The sequence below is a fragment of the Methyloceanibacter methanicus genome, assembly GCF_001723285.1.
Classification (GTDB): domain Bacteria; phylum Pseudomonadota; class Alphaproteobacteria; order Rhizobiales; family Methyloligellaceae; genus Methyloceanibacter; species Methyloceanibacter methanicus.
This window is the reverse complement of record NZ_LPWG01000002.1, coordinates 222,558-236,895: the sequence shown is the minus strand read 5'-3', so window position 1 is coordinate 236,895 and position 14,338 is coordinate 222,558. Positions and strand designations below refer to the sequence as shown.

15 protein-coding genes and 2 pseudogenes are annotated in these 14,338 nt (G+C 62.1%); 4 read left to right on the top strand and 13 right to left on the bottom strand.

Annotated features, from left to right (window positions below):
- Positions 1-74 precede the first annotated feature (74 nt).
- Positions 75-1,007, top strand: coding sequence for a dTDP-4-dehydrorhamnose reductase (rfbD, locus tag AUC68_RS01760; RefSeq protein WP_069436063.1), 933 nt, complete (start codon positions 75-77; stop codon positions 1,005-1,007).
- A gap of 13 nt (positions 1,008-1,020) precedes the next feature.
- Positions 1,021-1,897: pseudogene (gene rfbA, locus AUC68_RS01755) on the top strand (glucose-1-phosphate thymidylyltransferase RfbA).
- Between the two features lie 15 nt (positions 1,898-1,912).
- On the opposite strand, the gene AUC68_RS01750 reads toward rfbA, so the two are convergent.
- The 10 genes and pseudogenes from AUC68_RS01750 to AUC68_RS01710 form a co-directional block, all read right to left on the bottom strand.
- Positions 1,913-2,680, bottom strand: a complete 768-nt coding sequence (locus tag AUC68_RS01750; RefSeq protein WP_069436062.1) for a class I SAM-dependent methyltransferase — start codon at positions 2,678-2,680, stop codon at positions 1,913-1,915.
- Positions 2,681-2,822: 142 nt separating this feature from the next.
- Positions 2,823-2,990, bottom strand: a complete 168-nt coding sequence (locus tag AUC68_RS17345) for a hypothetical protein (protein WP_244500338.1) — start codon at positions 2,988-2,990, stop codon at positions 2,823-2,825.
- The gene (locus tag AUC68_RS17340; RefSeq protein WP_244500337.1) at positions 2,966-3,556 is read right to left on the bottom strand and encodes a hypothetical protein; all 591 of its coding nucleotides are present in this window, start codon (positions 3,554-3,556) and stop codon (positions 2,966-2,968) included. The genes AUC68_RS17345 and AUC68_RS17340 overlap by 25 nt, the downstream gene beginning before the upstream one ends.
- A gap of 31 nt (positions 3,557-3,587) precedes the next feature.
- Positions 3,588-4,676, bottom strand: coding sequence for a hypothetical protein (locus AUC68_RS01740; RefSeq protein WP_069436061.1), 1,089 nt, complete (start codon positions 4,674-4,676; stop codon positions 3,588-3,590).
- A pseudogene (locus AUC68_RS01735) lies at positions 4,677-5,582 on the bottom strand (NAD-dependent epimerase/dehydratase family protein); the annotation flags it as partial.
- Between the two features lie 83 nt (positions 5,583-5,665).
- Positions 5,666-5,800 carry a hypothetical protein gene (locus tag AUC68_RS18045; RefSeq protein WP_280138495.1) on the bottom strand — a complete coding sequence of 45 codons (135 nt, stop codon included), beginning with the start codon at positions 5,798-5,800 and terminating at the stop codon, positions 5,666-5,668.
- Complete coding sequence (locus tag AUC68_RS01725; protein WP_069436059.1) at positions 5,797-6,690, bottom strand: glycosyltransferase family 4 protein; 894 nt, start codon at positions 6,688-6,690, stop codon at positions 5,797-5,799. The genes AUC68_RS18045 and AUC68_RS01725 overlap by 4 nt, the downstream gene beginning before the upstream one ends.
- Positions 6,687-7,862 carry a glycosyltransferase family 2 protein gene (locus AUC68_RS01720; RefSeq protein WP_069436058.1) on the bottom strand — a complete coding sequence of 392 codons (1,176 nt, stop codon included), beginning with the start codon at positions 7,860-7,862 and terminating at the stop codon, positions 6,687-6,689. Before AUC68_RS01720 ends, AUC68_RS01725 begins: the two co-directional genes overlap by 4 nt.
- Positions 7,863-8,059: 197 nt before the next feature.
- Entirely contained in the window at positions 8,060-8,665 is a 606-nt protein-coding gene (locus tag AUC68_RS01715; RefSeq protein ID WP_083240297.1) for an ABC transporter ATP-binding protein, read from the bottom strand.
- Between the two features lie 160 nt (positions 8,666-8,825).
- On the bottom strand, positions 8,826-9,590 hold the full coding sequence (locus tag AUC68_RS01710) for an ABC transporter permease (RefSeq protein WP_158008198.1): 765 nt from the start codon (positions 9,588-9,590) through the stop codon (positions 8,826-8,828).
- Positions 9,591-9,840: 250 nt separating this feature from the next.
- Between AUC68_RS01710 and AUC68_RS01705 the strand changes: the two genes are divergently transcribed.
- On the top strand, positions 9,841-10,638 hold the full coding sequence (locus AUC68_RS01705; RefSeq protein WP_069436055.1) for a sulfotransferase family protein: 798 nt from the start codon (positions 9,841-9,843) through the stop codon (positions 10,636-10,638).
- A 24-nt stretch (positions 10,639-10,662) separates the two neighbouring features.
- On the opposite strand, the gene AUC68_RS01700 is transcribed toward AUC68_RS01705, so the two are convergent.
- Positions 10,663-11,505, bottom strand: a complete 843-nt coding sequence (locus tag AUC68_RS01700; protein ID WP_069436054.1) for a protein kinase domain-containing protein — start codon at positions 11,503-11,505, stop codon at positions 10,663-10,665.
- Positions 11,478-12,578, bottom strand: a complete 1,101-nt coding sequence (locus tag AUC68_RS16645) for a tetratricopeptide repeat protein (protein ID WP_069436053.1) — start codon at positions 12,576-12,578, stop codon at positions 11,478-11,480. The genes AUC68_RS01700 and AUC68_RS16645 overlap by 28 nt, the downstream gene beginning before the upstream one ends.
- A gap of 157 nt (positions 12,579-12,735) precedes the next feature.
- Between AUC68_RS16645 and AUC68_RS01690 the strand changes: the two genes are divergently transcribed.
- A complete protein-coding gene (locus tag AUC68_RS01690; RefSeq protein WP_069436052.1) occupies positions 12,736-12,942 on the top strand; it encodes a hypothetical protein in 207 nt (68 codons plus the stop codon).
- Here the strand turns inward: AUC68_RS01690 and AUC68_RS01685 are convergent.
- Complete coding sequence (locus AUC68_RS01685) at positions 12,939-14,336, bottom strand: lipopolysaccharide biosynthesis protein (protein ID WP_141701033.1); 1,398 nt, start codon at positions 14,334-14,336, stop codon at positions 12,939-12,941. The two genes, AUC68_RS01690 and AUC68_RS01685, sit on opposite strands and share 4 nt — an antisense overlap.
- Between the last annotated feature and the right edge of the window lie 2 nt (positions 14,337-14,338).

Below are 14,338 nucleotides of genomic sequence, written 5' to 3'. Positions count from 1 at the left end.
GGATCGGCCGACGCCACGCCATCGCCCGCACCCAAGCGCGGCCATGAAGCGGCGACGGAGGCGGCGAAGCTCACGTGACGGCGAACGTACTCGTCATCGGACGGAAGGGTCAGGTTGCCACATCGCTGGCCGAGGCGGCGCGGGCGGCCGGTCTCACCCTCACGACACTCGGCCGGCCGGAGATCGATCTTGCCGATGCCTCCTCGATCCACACAGCCATTGCCGGTAGCACGGCGGACGTTGTCGTCAACGCGGCGGCCTACACGGCAGTGGACAAAGCCGAAAGCGAGCGGGAGCTGGCCTTTGCTATCAACGCGGACGGGGTCAAGCATCTTGCGGAGGCATGCGCGCAGACGGGCCGTCCGCTGATTCACATCTCGACGGATTACGTTTTCGACGGAACCGCGCCGGGCCCCTATGCCGAGGACGATCCCGTCGCGCCGCTCGGCGTCTACGGGGCCAGCAAGCTCGCCGGCGAGAACTTCGTGCGCGCGGCCTGTCCAGCCCATGTGATCTTGCGCACCGCGTGGGTCGTCAGTCCGTTTGGCCACAACTTCGTCAAGACGATGCTGCGCCTCGCCGAGACGCGCGATGAGCTCGGCGTCGTCGACGATCAGCGGGGAAGCCCGACCTATGCGCCCCATCTGGCGGACGCGATCCTCGGCATCGTGGAGCAGATCGCGGACGGACGCGACAGCGGCAAATGGGGCACCTACAACGCGGCGGGGACGGGCGAGGCGACCTGGTGCGACGTGGCGCGCGAGGTTTTCGAGCAATCGGCGCGGCGGGGCGGTCCGACCGCAAAGGTGCGGCCGATCACAACCGCCGAGTACCCCACACCGGCACAGCGTCCGGCCAACTCTCGGCTCGACTGCAGCCGGATGGCGGCGACGTTCGGAATCAGCCTGCCGGATTGGCGGCAAGGCATAGCGGAATGCGTGCAGCGCCTGCACGCCAAGGACCAGGCCGGAACGGGCGACGCTGCGGTCGCCGGCGGTGAGGCATAGTCGGGGAGATATCATGAAGGGTATTATTCTGGCCGGCGGCAAGGGCACACGGCTCTATCCGATGACGCTGGTGACGTCGAAGCAACTGCTTCCCCGTCTACGACAAACCGATGATCTATTTTCCGCTGAGCACGCTGATGCTCGCGGGCATCCGCGAAATTCTGATCATCTCCACTCCGGAGGATCTGCCCAACTTCCAGCGCCTGCTCGGCGACGGCAGCGCCTGGGGGCTGGAGCTCAGCTACGCCGAGCAACCCAATCCCGGCGGCCTCGCGCAGGCCTATATCATCGGCGCCGACTTTGTCGGAGACAGCCGTTCGGCCCTGATCCTGGGCGACAACATCTACTACGGGCACGGGCTTGCCGAATTGCTCAGAAGCGCCAGCGCGCGACCGCGCGGCGCCACGGTCTTCGCCTATCACGTGACCGACCCGGAACGTTACGGCGTTGTGGGCCTGGATGAGCAGGACAAGCCGGTCTCGCTGGTTGAGAAGCCCGCCAAGCCCGAGTCGAATTGGGCGGTCACGGGACTGTATTTCTACGATGAGCGCGTTACGGACATCGCCGCGAACTTGACCCCGTCACCCCGCGGCGAACTCGAGATTACCGACGTCAACCGGAAATATCTGGAAATGGGCGAACTCGACGTCGAACTGATGGGCCGCGGCTTTGCGTGGCTGGACACCGGTACGATCGACAGCCTCAACGAAGCCTCGGACTTCGTCCGTGCACTGGAGAAACGCCAGGGCTTCCGTATTTCATGTCCGGAGGAAGTCGCGTTCCGGATGGGATTCATCAGCCAGGAGCAGCTGGCACGGCTCGGTAGCGAACTCGGATCGTCCGACTACGCACGGTACCTGGTCATGACCGCCGAGAACCCGCGGCTCTAGTTCGAGCCTCTCGGGCTAGACCTTGGGGCTCCGGCGTGCCCGCAGCGCGCCGCTCCGAAAGGTCAGCTGCGAGTCTTTGGCCGCCGATTTCGTGATCACCGCCATGGTGCGGTCGATCGCGATCTTCTCGATGGCATGGTTGGACGCAAGGTCGCCCACAAGCTCGAGCAGAAGGGTCGCCAAGCCCGTCTTCCAAAATTGGCCGCGCCACGGCTTCTGGGCTGCGGCCTGGTAGCTCCAAGCCCAATCCTCGATCACATAGATCCCACCGGGCGCCAGCTTGGGGAACAGGATCTGAAAGCTCTTCTTGGTCAGGTCATAGGCGTGGGACGCGTCGTCGATGACCGCATCGACCTCGCCGCCGAACTCCTCGCGGCATATTGCCGTCAACGCCGCTTCGTCGTCTTGCGACGTGTTGTAGTAGGTCTTCACGGCGCCATCGCGCGTCGCAACGTAGGCTTCGAGGGCAGGGATCGGTTCGGCACGGAGATCCAGTCCGACGAGCTTCTTGGGCCGGAAGCGCTTGTCGAAATAGACGAGGCTGCCGCCCTGGAAGATCCCAAGCTCCAGGATTGCCTTTCCCTCCAGCCTGCTTGCCAGTGCGTCATAAGTCGCCAGGAATCGGCGCGTCTTGACCAGCGTAAAATTGTCCGACGTCGACGGGCGGCGCTCGTGGCTTGCACTGATATCGATGGTGAACCTGCAGCCATCGATCTCGAAGTTGTTAGCGTCCAGCCAATTGAGCCCGTTCGACGCTTCCTGGTTTCCGCTAGTGGCGGTCATGGTCTTGTGCCCCGTTTGACGATCCGGATGCCCATCGAATGCGATTGCGCCAAGGCGGTCACCAGCCAAGACGGCATCATGCGTTGATCGCGGAACCGGCGGCGCTTGTTGCCACGCATTGGCACCTCACTATTCCCACGGCCTAGACAGAAGGGCTTGCGCGATTTCTGAGACGGCCCCGGCCATAAGTCAGCTCGGTAGCCGTTGCCTGCGACTTTGTGATCACCGCCATGGTCTTGTCGATGGTGATCGAGTCGATGGCACGATTGGTCGCAAGATCGCCAATCAGCTCGAAGAGCAACGTTGCCATGCCCGTCTTCTTGAACCAGGGGTGGCTCGCTTCCTGATAGGGCTTTTGATAGCTCCATGCCCAATCTTCAATGATGTAGACCCCTCCCGGCGCGAGCCGTCTGAACAGTACGTCAAAACTCTTCTTGGTCTGTTCGTAGAGGTGGGAGGCATCGTCAACGACGACATCGATCTCGCCCCCGAAGCCTCGCGGCAAATCTTCGCAAGGGCCGCCTCATCGTCCTGAGAGGTCGCGTAGTGCGTCTCCACCACACCACCACGCCCCGCAACATAGCGCTCGAGCGGCGCAATCGGCTCTTTGCGGATGTCGATGCCAACGATCTTCTCGGGCTGAAAGCGCTGGTCGAAAAAAACCAAACTGCCGCCCTCGAACAGACCGAGTTCGAGAATCTTCTTGCCCGTCAGGCGTGGCTCCAACGAGTCGTACATTGCCAGGAAGTGCGGTGTCTTGACGAGCGTGAAGTCGTTGTCCGTCGAGAGACGGCGCCTGGCGCCCGGCGTAACGTCGATCGTGAACCGATACGCGCCGATTTCAAATCTGTGGTCGTCGATCCAATTGACTTGCATGCCACCTTCGCGCTCTGCCAGAACCTGCCGATCAGAGTTTGCGACCAAAGCTCGCGGCAAGCGTTTGAGCGTATCGATAGGCCTCAAATCGATTGGTCTCAAGTGTCTTCTCGATGCACTGCATTAGCGATTTCCTGTAGCCCTTGGCGCTGAAATATGTGCTGATCCTCGCAAGATCATCCGATGTGACAACCGGCGGCAACCACCCTGGATCCTGCTCCGGCCTTGGCTCGATAAACAGCACACCGTCAGCTCGCCCCATCAGCTTGCTCGCGACCCAGCGGTTGCCGTCGTCGACGCGTTCGAGAATCATGTTGCGTTCGGTGGGCGAAATCAGGTTCGACTCATGGTAGATCGCGGTTGAATTCTGGTCTTCGGCGGCCGAGTACGCAAGAAGCGGGTCGATAAATGCGTTCGATTCAGCGGGAACCGGCACCACGTTGTTGATCATCCGCTTGTACTCGAGTGCACAGAGCGCAAGGCGGGGGTTTTCGTTTGCATTGGTCCATTTGAAGTTCGCATCGTCGTCGATTGCAAGAACCTGACTAAGAAAATCACTGCGAATGTCGCCGCCAACCAGTTGTCCCCTTTCGTAAGGACGCACAATGACGTTGTCCGCTCCGAACGCCTCGATCCACACGCTCATGCGTCCGACCAAATTTGCCCCTCGGAACATATGCCCAAGGCTCGATGGGAAATCGAGCCGCTGCGTTCCAGCTTTGACTTGTTGGCTGTAGGCCGCCACCATCCAATGGTCCTGCCGCCTCACATAGATGACGATCTTCGTATTGAAATGCTGATTGACGTGTTCGGCGAATGGTCGAATTACGTCCGGGGCTGCGTTGGATGCCAGCTCGCTGGATATGAGAGCACGCTGTTTGGTCTTTGCGTAGAGGTCTGGGGCCCAATCCTTGGCACTAATGAACTTCCAATCGAGAAACGGGGGATGGTGCGGCGATAGGAGATGATGTGCGCCAGACACAACCCCCAGGTCTGGGTAGAGGATACCATGGCGCTGTAGTGCTCGCCTGTTCGCCCAAAGGAAATGCTGCAGGGATGTGGTCCCTGTCTTGCCGGCCCCGATATGGATGAGCAGTTCTTTCTTATTCTTCGTGAACATCTAAGTTTCCGTTGATGAATCAATTTGGCGAGAGGACGGCCGGTTCGCAGTCGACTGCGACCACTCCAACACCCGACGAAGTCCCTCGTTGAGGTCGATCCTCGGCTTCCATCCCAGCGTACGGGCCGCAAGGCCGACATCGAGACAAATGTGTCGTACGTCGAAGGCTCGCCCTTGGAGATATCGTCTGGGCACCTCGCGCCCGGTGATCGTCGCGATCGTGTCCAGAACCGTGTTGATGCTGACGCTTGTGCCCGATCCGATATTGACGACCAGGCTATCCCCGTCGTGATCGAGCGCGGCCACGAAAGCATCCACCACATCGCTGACGTGAATGAAATCGCGGGAGACGGTTCCGTCTCCCCAGATGTCAACCGTCTCACCCGCAACGGCTTTATGGCAGAACGAAGCGATCACGCCAAATCCCGTATCGTGTCGCTGCCCTTCTCCGTAAAGGTTCGAGATGCGCAGAGACACGCTTGTGATGTCGTGCTCCCGGCCATAGAGGGCGATGTACTTTTCTAGCGCGAGCTTGACGATACCGTATGAGCTGATCGGCTCTGTCCGGTGGCTCTCGTCGACAATGGGGACCGTCGGTTCCCCGTAGACCGTACCGCCTGACGATGCAAACACGATCCGTGTCACACCGGCACCGACACTCGCTTCGAGCAAGTTCAGTGTGCCGATGAGATTGGAACTGACATCGCATGCCGGATCGTCGTTGGACGTCTTCGGGACGACCGAGGAGGCAAGATGGATGACGGCGTCGGCGCCTGCGACGGCGGCCTTGGCGGCGTCCTTGTCGGCCACACTACCGGCGATGAATTTGACGGCAGGATCGCGTCCATCGAAATCCCGGACATCCAGGACGCACACCTCATGTCCCAGATGGCGGAGCGTGGCACGAGATGCTGACCCATGAGCCCTGAGCCGCCTGTCACAAGAATCTTCATACCGACGTCAATATCCGTCCCACGTCACGCAAGAAACTATTCGGCTGCGGCCGCCATCGAAGGCGCACGCGGATCTTCGCCACGCATGATCCGGTCGTAGACATCCATGTAGCGGCCGACCATCGCATCGGGGTCGAACTTGCCATAGGCCCGCGCCGTTGCGGCTTTCATCTTCGCATAGTCAGGGCCGCGCGTGGCCAGCGAGGCGATGATGTCGGCCATTTCCTCCACGGGCAGCCGCCAATCGTCCAGATCGAATGTTTCGCCCGCCAGTTCACCGCCCGCGCCAACATCGAGCGAGTCTCGCCGACATTGGACACCAGGAACGGTGTGCCGGCCGCGAGGCAATCGATCAGGGTCAGCGGAAAGCTCTCACCTTTGAAGCGCGATGGGAGGAAGCCAAGATCGGAAGCGGCGAAGTAGTCGCGGAGATTCTTGCGGAACCCGAGCAGTCGGACGAAGTCGCCGATGGCACCGGGCTGGCTCAGCCGGTCGAACTCCGGCCCCTCGCCGATCAGGAGGAGCCGGATGTCCCTCTGGCTCTTGGCACGGGCACGTTCAACGGCTTCGATCGCCTCGGCCCATCCTTTCTCGGGGAGTGCCCGGCTGACCAGGCACATCACGAACGCATCGGCAGGGGCCCCCAGCTCGCCTCGGTCTACCGGCGTGATCGGCACTTCGGGAAGTGCATTCGGAATGCCCAAGATCTTCGGGCTGTCCGCGAGACCGAGCCGTTCGAACGGCCCAAGATTCTTTCGCGACGTGAAAACCAGGGCACTGCTGCGTGAGAACAGACGCGGCACCAAGGCATCCTGGTCGATCGGTTCCATCAGTTCGTACATGCCATGCATCGAAACAACGATGCGGGCGGGCCCCCGGGGCGACAGGCTCCTGATCACCGCACTATCGACCCAACCGTGATGGGAGTGGATGATGTCAATGCCGAACTGCTTCACAACATCCCCGATGTTGTGGATTCCGGTCAGAATCGGAATGTCGGGCGACAGGAGCGTCCGAACGCCGTCCTCGCGGGGCAGGCATTCACACGACAAGAAGGTCACGGCGTAGCCTTGTCCTTGAGGAGGTTCGCCAGAAAGATGGGGAACGTCTCGCCGCCGCCGGCTGCAAACGCGAATCCGGCCATCAAGATGTTCGGCTTCCGCTCCGTCCCCGCCGCCGTCAGCTTGGCTGGGTCGTAACAGTCCTTCAGATTCGAAACCGGTTGATCGCTCCGGTACCTCTTCCAATGGGCGCGCAGATTGGATGCCTGTTTGTCTACGAAATCAGAAGACACGTTGTAGTTCTTGAGCACGTACTCGGCGACTTGTTCGTGCTCTTTGTAGTAGACGTCCCGCGCGTAGGTGCCTTGCGCCGTGCTCGCCTCGTGTACGCGGTAGAAGTTCAGCATTTCGGGCCTATAGGCCACGGCTCCGCCGCGAATTCGCTCCAGGTAAAAAAGCCAATCTCCGCAGATTGTCGCGCGGCTCCAATCGCCGCTCAACATGGCGTTTTCCCCTCCCGGATTCCGGAACACCGCGCCACTGACATTCGGCACGAGATTCTTTGTCGCCCAGCCTTTGCGAACCAGGTCGTGCGCCGCCCGCCGAAACGGCTTGGTCCAGAGTCGCTTGTCGACATCGTTCAGATACTCCGGTGTCGACCAAATCACTTGGTTTCCTTCGGCGTCCATGAAGGCGGAGTTGGTGTAGGCGAGCATGACGCTCTCGTCCTCGAAGGCCGGAATGAGGCTCTCGAGAAACTCCGGTCTCGACCAATCGTCACTCTCCGCAATCCAGATGAGGTCCCCACGGGCAAGGGACATTCCCTTCGCCCACTGACGATAGCCGCCACCGGAGTTTTCGTCGTTGACGACGAGCCGGATTCTATCAGGGTCGGACTGCTCGTATCGGCGCAGGATTTCGAGGCTGCCGTCACTCGAACAGTCATCGAGCAGGATCAGCTCGAAATGCTGGTAGGACTGCGCAAGGATCGTTTCGAGCCGCTGTTCGAGGTACGCCGCGTGATTGTAATTGGGGACGATGATCGAGACGAATGGCTCTTCGTTGCGTTTGAACTCGGCGACGTTGAAGTTCAGCGGCGGCTTGGCGAGCGCCCGCAGACGATGGCCCACACCGCTGACCCCTTCCCGGAGCAGGACGTCGACGGCCTTGCGAATCGTGGGCACCACACCGCCACGCAGTTCGATCAGCTCTATGATCCGGGAGGGATCCATGCTCCAAGCCTCGTCACGCCGGTTGGGACGCAAGCTGACGGCCGAAATCGGGCCATCTGCCTGTGAATATTGAGAAATTTTCTCCCAATTTTCGGATAGTCATGCCGAGTTGTGCTGTCATGTCAATCATTCTCCGGGCGCTGCCTGACGCACAGGCCCGCGAATTTCCCGGCCACGACAAAGGGACCACCCACCCCTCAGCTTTCTTGATAGCCATCCGATCCGTAAAACTCGAGGGCCTCGTCAATCGGCCCATCGTAGATCACTTTGCCGCGCTTGAGGACGAGACCCCGCGTACACACCTCGCCAAGAACGCTTGCGTTGTGGCTTGCGAAGACCAGCATCCGGCTCGCATCGATGTGACCCATCAGACGCTCCCGCGAGCGCTCGATGAAGAACCGGTCCCCAGCGCTGATCCACTCGTCCAGGAGAAGAATTTCCGGCTTTACGGACGTCGCGACCGCAAACGCAAGCCGGAGTTGCATACCGGCGGAATAGGTTCGCACCGGGTCGTGGACGGCATTGTGAAGATCGGCGAATTCGAGGATTCCGGGAATGCTCTCGTCGATTTGCTCTGTCGTCAGCCCCGCGCAGTATCCAAGCAGGTAAACGTTCTCAAGGCCGGTTGCGCGTTGTTCGAGACCCATGGACATGTTGAGGAGCGCCTGCGTCGTCCCGTCGATCTCAAGATGCCCCGACGACGGCTGGAGCACGCCCGCGAGCAGGCGCAGCAGGGTCGTTTTTCCCGAGCCGTTCTCGCCGATAAGCCCGATCCGTTCGCCTTCGTGAAAGTCAAAGGACATGCCCCGAATCAAGGACCGCAATTCCCTCTGCCTGCTTCCAAGGTAAAGATCCTTGAGCACGGACACGCTGCGAATGGAGGAGCGATTCCCCACTTGGAGGGGCACACTCAGATGGATGTCATCGGCGCGGATAAAGTGTTCTGAACTCAACGATCCCTCCTCATATCCAAAGAGGAATATAAGGCTTGGCACGCGCGTAGAGCTTACTGGCCACCGCCCACACGAACAGCGCCATCACGGCCGTGGCACCAATTTCCAGCCACGGGACATGACCATAGATGAGCGGGCCGCGAACGATCTCGATGAGATAGTAGAACGGGTTCAGATAGAGGAAGGCTCCGATGAGCGCACCCTTCCCAGCGCCCGCCGACCAAATGATCGGCGTTACGAAGAACCCGAGGCGTAGGACCGATTGGAGCAACTCTCCGAAATCCGAATAGCGCGCACCGATGATACTAACGAGAAAACTGCTGCCTAAGATGGTCACGAAAAACAGGGGGACGGTGAACAGAAGCGCGAGAGCTGCCCAGGTCAGCGGTATTGGCGTAAACACCATCGCCAGCACGACGACAATGAAGTTGTGCGCCAGGATAATGGCGAGCTCGGCGAACATGCGCAGCACATAGTCCGTATAGCTCACATAGCCGTTTTGGATCATGTTGCGGTTCATGGAATAGATCCGCGAGCTGGTCTGCAGCGCGCGCAGAATCAGGATCCAAAATACGTAGCCGCAGGCAATGTGCCCAAAATAGTAATCGGCGCCTTCGGACAGGACACGCGAATAAAGCGAGCCAAGAACGCCGACGAAGATGAGCGTACCCGCGATCATCCAGAACGCGCCGAGGACATGGGACCGGTAGCGCAGGCTGATGTCGAGCCAGGCACCGTACGTCCAGTAACCGGGCGCACGGAACGAAGCGATCAAGTCCTGGATGAGCTCCCAGCTGGAGATGGGCCGAGGCCGAACGCTCCGATGCGGCGGCGCCCCTTCGCCCGTTCCAGCCAAAGTACCAACGTGCATTTGCGTAGAGCTATCCACAGAGTCTTGATTGGTGTAATAGGCCCGCGCTGAGCGGCGCCTCCCTGATCCGGCTCGGTCTATCCCAGGTCTTGTTCCTAAGCAAGGAGGCCGGCCCCCCTCCCGCCTTCGTGGCGCCTAGATGCAAGGATCGACTTTGACGAGGCTGGTCTATGTTGGCGGGTATGGACGCAGTGGCAGTACGCTACTTGAATATCTCCTGGCCGCCAGCGCTGATGTCGTCGCCTGCGGCGAAGTCGTCCTGGCGGCGAAGCGCAAGGACATCCCGCGCTGTTCCTGCGGCCAGACCCGGGAAACGTGTAGTTTTTGGAGCCGGCTGCTGACGCCGGAGCGCCCGCCGGGATCCTGGACGCACGAGGGCCTGATGCTGGCGCTCCTAGACGATTGCCGCGACCGGTTTGCGGTCCTCGTGGATTCGTCGAAGACGGCCAGAGGTTCCTTCCTCACGCCCTTCGCATTTCGCCGACGGCTCGGGGACGACTTCAAGCTCATCCATCTCGTGCGGGAGCCTCATGGTGTATGTTGGTCGCGCCGCAGTGGGAAGCGGGTGTCCGACGTCGAAAACTCTCCGAGACGATTCGCGCGTTACGTGCGGACCGTCGCCGGCTGGCTCGCAGCCAATATGGCCTGCGAGGCGTTCGGACAGCGTTACCCGAACCAATACATGAGAGTCCGCTACGAAGATCTCGCCAGTGCACCCGAGGAGACGCTGAGGACGATTTTCGAGAGGCTCCATCTCGGTCCCGCGCCCAGGTTGGACAACCTCAAAGCAAGCGGCAACAGGCACCAACTGTTCGGAAACCGGGTGCGCCTGCACGCGCCGGGGCCGTCCGAGATCCGCCATGACGCGCGCTGGCGAAACGAGATGGCCGCGCCGGACCGTATGTTGATTTCGGCTCTGAGCTGGCCTTTGAGACGGCGCTATGGCTACTGAGCACGCCGCGGCCGGGGACGGCGCTTAAGATGCGTCCTGGCCGGCCTGGTCCTGCTGCATCATCAGACCCTCGACGATTTCGCCGAGATCCGCCGTCCGGCGAGCGGGGTCCGCAGCCGTCATGCCGCGCACGAGATCGCCGATGGCGCGCGGCATCTGGTTCTCGGCGTCCCGTTTCCACAAACGGCCCAGATTCGCACGGGCCGGCACCCGTCCGCCCCAGATCTCCGCGATCATCTGCCCAAGCGCATAAATGTCGGCACGCGCATCGGCCTCCTCGCCGGCCACCTGTTCCGGAGCCACATAGGGCGGCGTACCCGGATGTCCGGGAATGCCGGATGATGCGGTGACGGGCGCCAGGCCCAGCTCGATCAGTATAGGCCGCTCCCGGCCCTGCTCGTCGTGCCCGATCACCACGTGGTCCGGCGTGAGGTCGCGGTGGACGAGATCGCGTCCGTGCAGCGCGCTGAGAGCCCCCGCCGTTCCGGCCAGAAGAACGAGCATCCGCGCAGGGTCCGTTCCCGCCGCGTAAACCTCTCGAAGGGTCGGCCCTTCGGGACGAAGCTGCAGCGTATAGAGCACCCCGTCGGGCGCAAGCCGCATGTCACGGATCTTGGCAACGCGCGGATCGTGCAAGGTCGCCACCGTGGCATAGGCCCGCCGTTCTTTGGAGAGCACCGCTTCCCGGTGCTTCTCGTCCAGGGCGCCAAGGTCGAGCGTTCTCAGAGACACCCGCGCGCCGTCGCCCACATCCACCGCGAGCACGCTCTCACCGGCGCTTCCCAGGCCAAGCGGCCCGAGAATCACAAACCGCCGGTCGCGCTCGTCGTTCAAACCGATCAGACTCTTCGTTCCGGCAAGATCCACGAGCCGGTCCGCGCCGCGCGCCGCAGAAGTTCGGTGCGCAACGTGCCGGCAACTTTCAGCTTGGCGCGAAGCGCGGTCCGAAGTGCCTGGCCAAGCGCATCGAGCGCGCCCGGAACGTCCCCGCGCTTCAGCAGCGCATTGGCCAGCGCACGGCATGCCACGACGACACGCGCCGCCTGATCTTGCTCCGTATACTGTGCAACAAGCTGCTTGAGACTCTCGATCGCGGATTCCCCGGCCCGCACCTCTTGCAGCTCGGTCACAGCCTCGACGAATTCGGAATGGTCGAGCGCCGTGGCGCTTTCGGGGAGGAAGTTCTCCGCCATGAGAAGGGCTCCCTCCGCCTCGTCGTGACACCCGAGCCCTGCGCTCGCGCGTGCCGCCTCGAGCTGCGTCAGAAACCGCAAACGCCTGTTCTCCTCGCCCAAGGTCGCGTGGGATTCTTTGACATGCGGGTGGACCTCGTCATGCCGGCCCAGCCCGTTCAGCGCCTGGACGAGATTGATGCGCGCGCTCTGGACCACCTGTTCAGGAATCTTGAGCGTGTCGTTGCCCTTCAGGAGGAAATCGAACAAGAGGGCGGCGTTCTCGAAGCGCTGCGCCTCGAGTTCGCCGCGGGCGACGTCGGCAATGAGCTTCACGACGTTGTCGGCGCCGCCGCCGATCAAGGCGAAGGTCAGTGCCGCGATCAACTCGTCCCGGGCAAGATGGTCTTCGCCGCGCGCGGCATGCAAGGCCGACAAAGCCCGCGCGATATTGCTGAGCTCGCCAAAATTGGGTGGTGACAAGGACGCGGCCAGCGCCCTGGCTTCGCGCAGTTCCTTGAACGCATCGGCCTCGCGGTCGAGCCGGGCGAACACGACGCCGAGCATGCGATGGGCACGGGGGCGCTGCTCGGAATTGCGCGGGAAGCCGAGAAGGAGCGTCGCAAGTTCCGACAGCAGCGAATCGGGCGAGGCCTTGGGACTCTCGATCGCCGCTTCCATCGCGTCCAGGGAAGCACTCAGGTCCCGCGGCTTCTCGTCCTTCGGCTTCTCGTCTGTTGTCTTCTCATCCTTTGGCGTCTCAGTCATTCGGAAATCACCCTCGGCCGAGGTCGTGGACGGAATGTCACCCGCACTCTTTCCAGAGTATGTGTCCACCAGACCGCGCGGCCGCTCAAGTCCGTTTTTTCAAGTTCGTTGATCGGAACGCGGCTCTTGCGCTAGGGTCGCGGCGCGAGAGGCTCTCGTGCGGCGCAACGCGGCGCTACAAAACCTGAAGCGAGTTTCGTTCATGCCCCTATCCTTCGGTCCTCTTGGCAAAGCCGTCGCGATCCTGATCATCGCCGCTTTCGTCCTTTGGCTGATCTTCACCTATATGTTCGCCACCGAAGAAGCGGCTGAGGATGCAGAGCAGGTTGGCGCACTGTCGGCCGCGGCGCAGCCGCTCTCTTAGCGGGGCCGCGCGCTTTCCATAGGCGCGCGAAAAGCGAGGTGCAGCACGTCGGTCCTGAGGCCGCTCACGCGTGCGAGGACAACGGCACAAGCGCCGAGCCAGACAATCATGGCCAACACCACGGCCAGCGCCGCGCCAATCACCCCGGCCGCGGGCACAAGAGCCACATTCGCTAAGGCCAGCACCACCAGCGCCCCCACCGCCAGCATGGCGTTCTCGCGCTGGGCGCCGACCACCGAAAGCAGTGCCACGCTCGGCCCGAACAGGACCCGCGCCAGTTGAGACCCCAGCAAAATCAGGAGCGGCAGTTTCGCGCCGGAGAACTCCGGTCCAAACAGCGACAGGATGGTCTCGCCCCAAAGCGCGACCACGACGATGGCGCCGAGCATCACCGCAAGCGGAAACCCGAAGGCCTTCAGGACGACACCGTGTATTGCAGCGTGCTCTTTGCGCGCATGGGCGTCGGCGAGATCCGGCACGACCACCTGATGGGCCACCTGGACCGCGAAGCCCACGAGTAATGCCAGCTTGAGGCACAGGCCCACGATGGCCGTTTCCGCGCTGGGCAGCAGCAGCGTCACCAAGAGGATGTCAACGTCGGCGAAGAAGAACGTGAAGAGCGCGACGAGGACCAAGGGGGGCGCCTCGCGCCGCCAAACCCGCAAGTAGCGCGACGGGGGGGACGCCGCGGACCCGTCCGCGCCCGGCGCGGTCCTGGTCAGCTGACGGTACTGCACAACCGCGAGGCCCGTGAACGTCACGGTGAGGACACACGTGGCCAGGGCGGCCGTCATTGCCACCCCCGCCGCGATCAGGAGCATGAGGCCGGCCAGCAACACGAATGGCCGGATGCAGGTATCGGGCAGATAGGCCAGCGCGAATTGGCGAAACGATGCGGCCAAGGCGCCGTTCAACCGCAGGGCCGCATTCGCGGGGATGGCGAGCGCGGCGGCGGCTGTCGCGAGCCTGATCTCCAGCGCGAGGCCAGGCCAGAATACGGCGAATGCGAGCACGCCGATCGTGGCGGCGGCCGCGTAGCGGGTCACGGTCTTTCGGGCATGGACGATAAAGGCAGCGAGAAGGTCCTCACGGCCCTTTTCCCGGAAACGCGACACGAATCGCGAGGCGATACCCGGATAGCCGAGCGCGGCAATGACCCCCATGACGGCGGCAAGGCTGGTGACGGAGTAGAAGATGCCGAGCCCCGAGGCGGTCAGGGTTCGGGCCAACAGGATTTGAGTCGCAAGACCGGCCGCGGCGCCGGCGATGCGCGCCAAGGACAGCAGCGAGGAGGTCGATACGAGGCGCCCTAGGCTTCGCTGAAGCGACGACGTCCAACCATCGCCGGTCATGACGTCCTCGGAGACGCTTGTCGGATCCACGGAGCGAGGCATCG

Coding starts and splice junctions, on each gene's coding strand:
- AUC68_RS16645 (WP_069436053.1), bottom strand. CDS start 12,578: ATGACTGAGACGCCAAAGGATGAGAAGACAACAGACGAGAAGCCGAAG.
- AUC68_RS01750 (WP_069436062.1), bottom strand. CDS start 2,680: ATGACCGCCACTAGCGGAAACCAGGAAGCGTCGAACGGGCTCAATTGG.
- AUC68_RS17345 (WP_244500338.1), bottom strand. CDS start 2,990: ATGGCAACGTTGCTCTTCGAGCTGATTGGCGATCTTGCGACCAATCGT.
- AUC68_RS17340 (WP_244500337.1), bottom strand. CDS start 3,556: ATGCAAGTCAATTGGATCGACGACCACAGATTTGAAATCGGCGCGTAT.
- AUC68_RS01715 (WP_083240297.1), bottom strand. CDS start 8,665: ATGTCCTTTGACTTTCACGAAGGCGAACGGATCGGGCTTATCGGCGAG.
- AUC68_RS01720 (WP_069436058.1), bottom strand. CDS start 7,862: ATGGATCCCTCCCGGATCATAGAGCTGATCGAACTGCGTGGCGGTGTG.
- AUC68_RS01740 (WP_069436061.1), bottom strand. CDS start 4,676: ATGTTCACGAAGAATAAGAAAGAACTGCTCATCCATATCGGGGCCGGC.
- AUC68_RS01685 (WP_141701033.1), bottom strand. CDS start 14,336: ATGCCTCGCTCCGTGGATCCGACAAGCGTCTCCGAGGACGTCATGACC.
- AUC68_RS18045 (WP_280138495.1), bottom strand. CDS start 5,800: ATGAAAGCCGCAACGGCGCGGGCCTATGGCAAGTTCGACCCCGATGCG.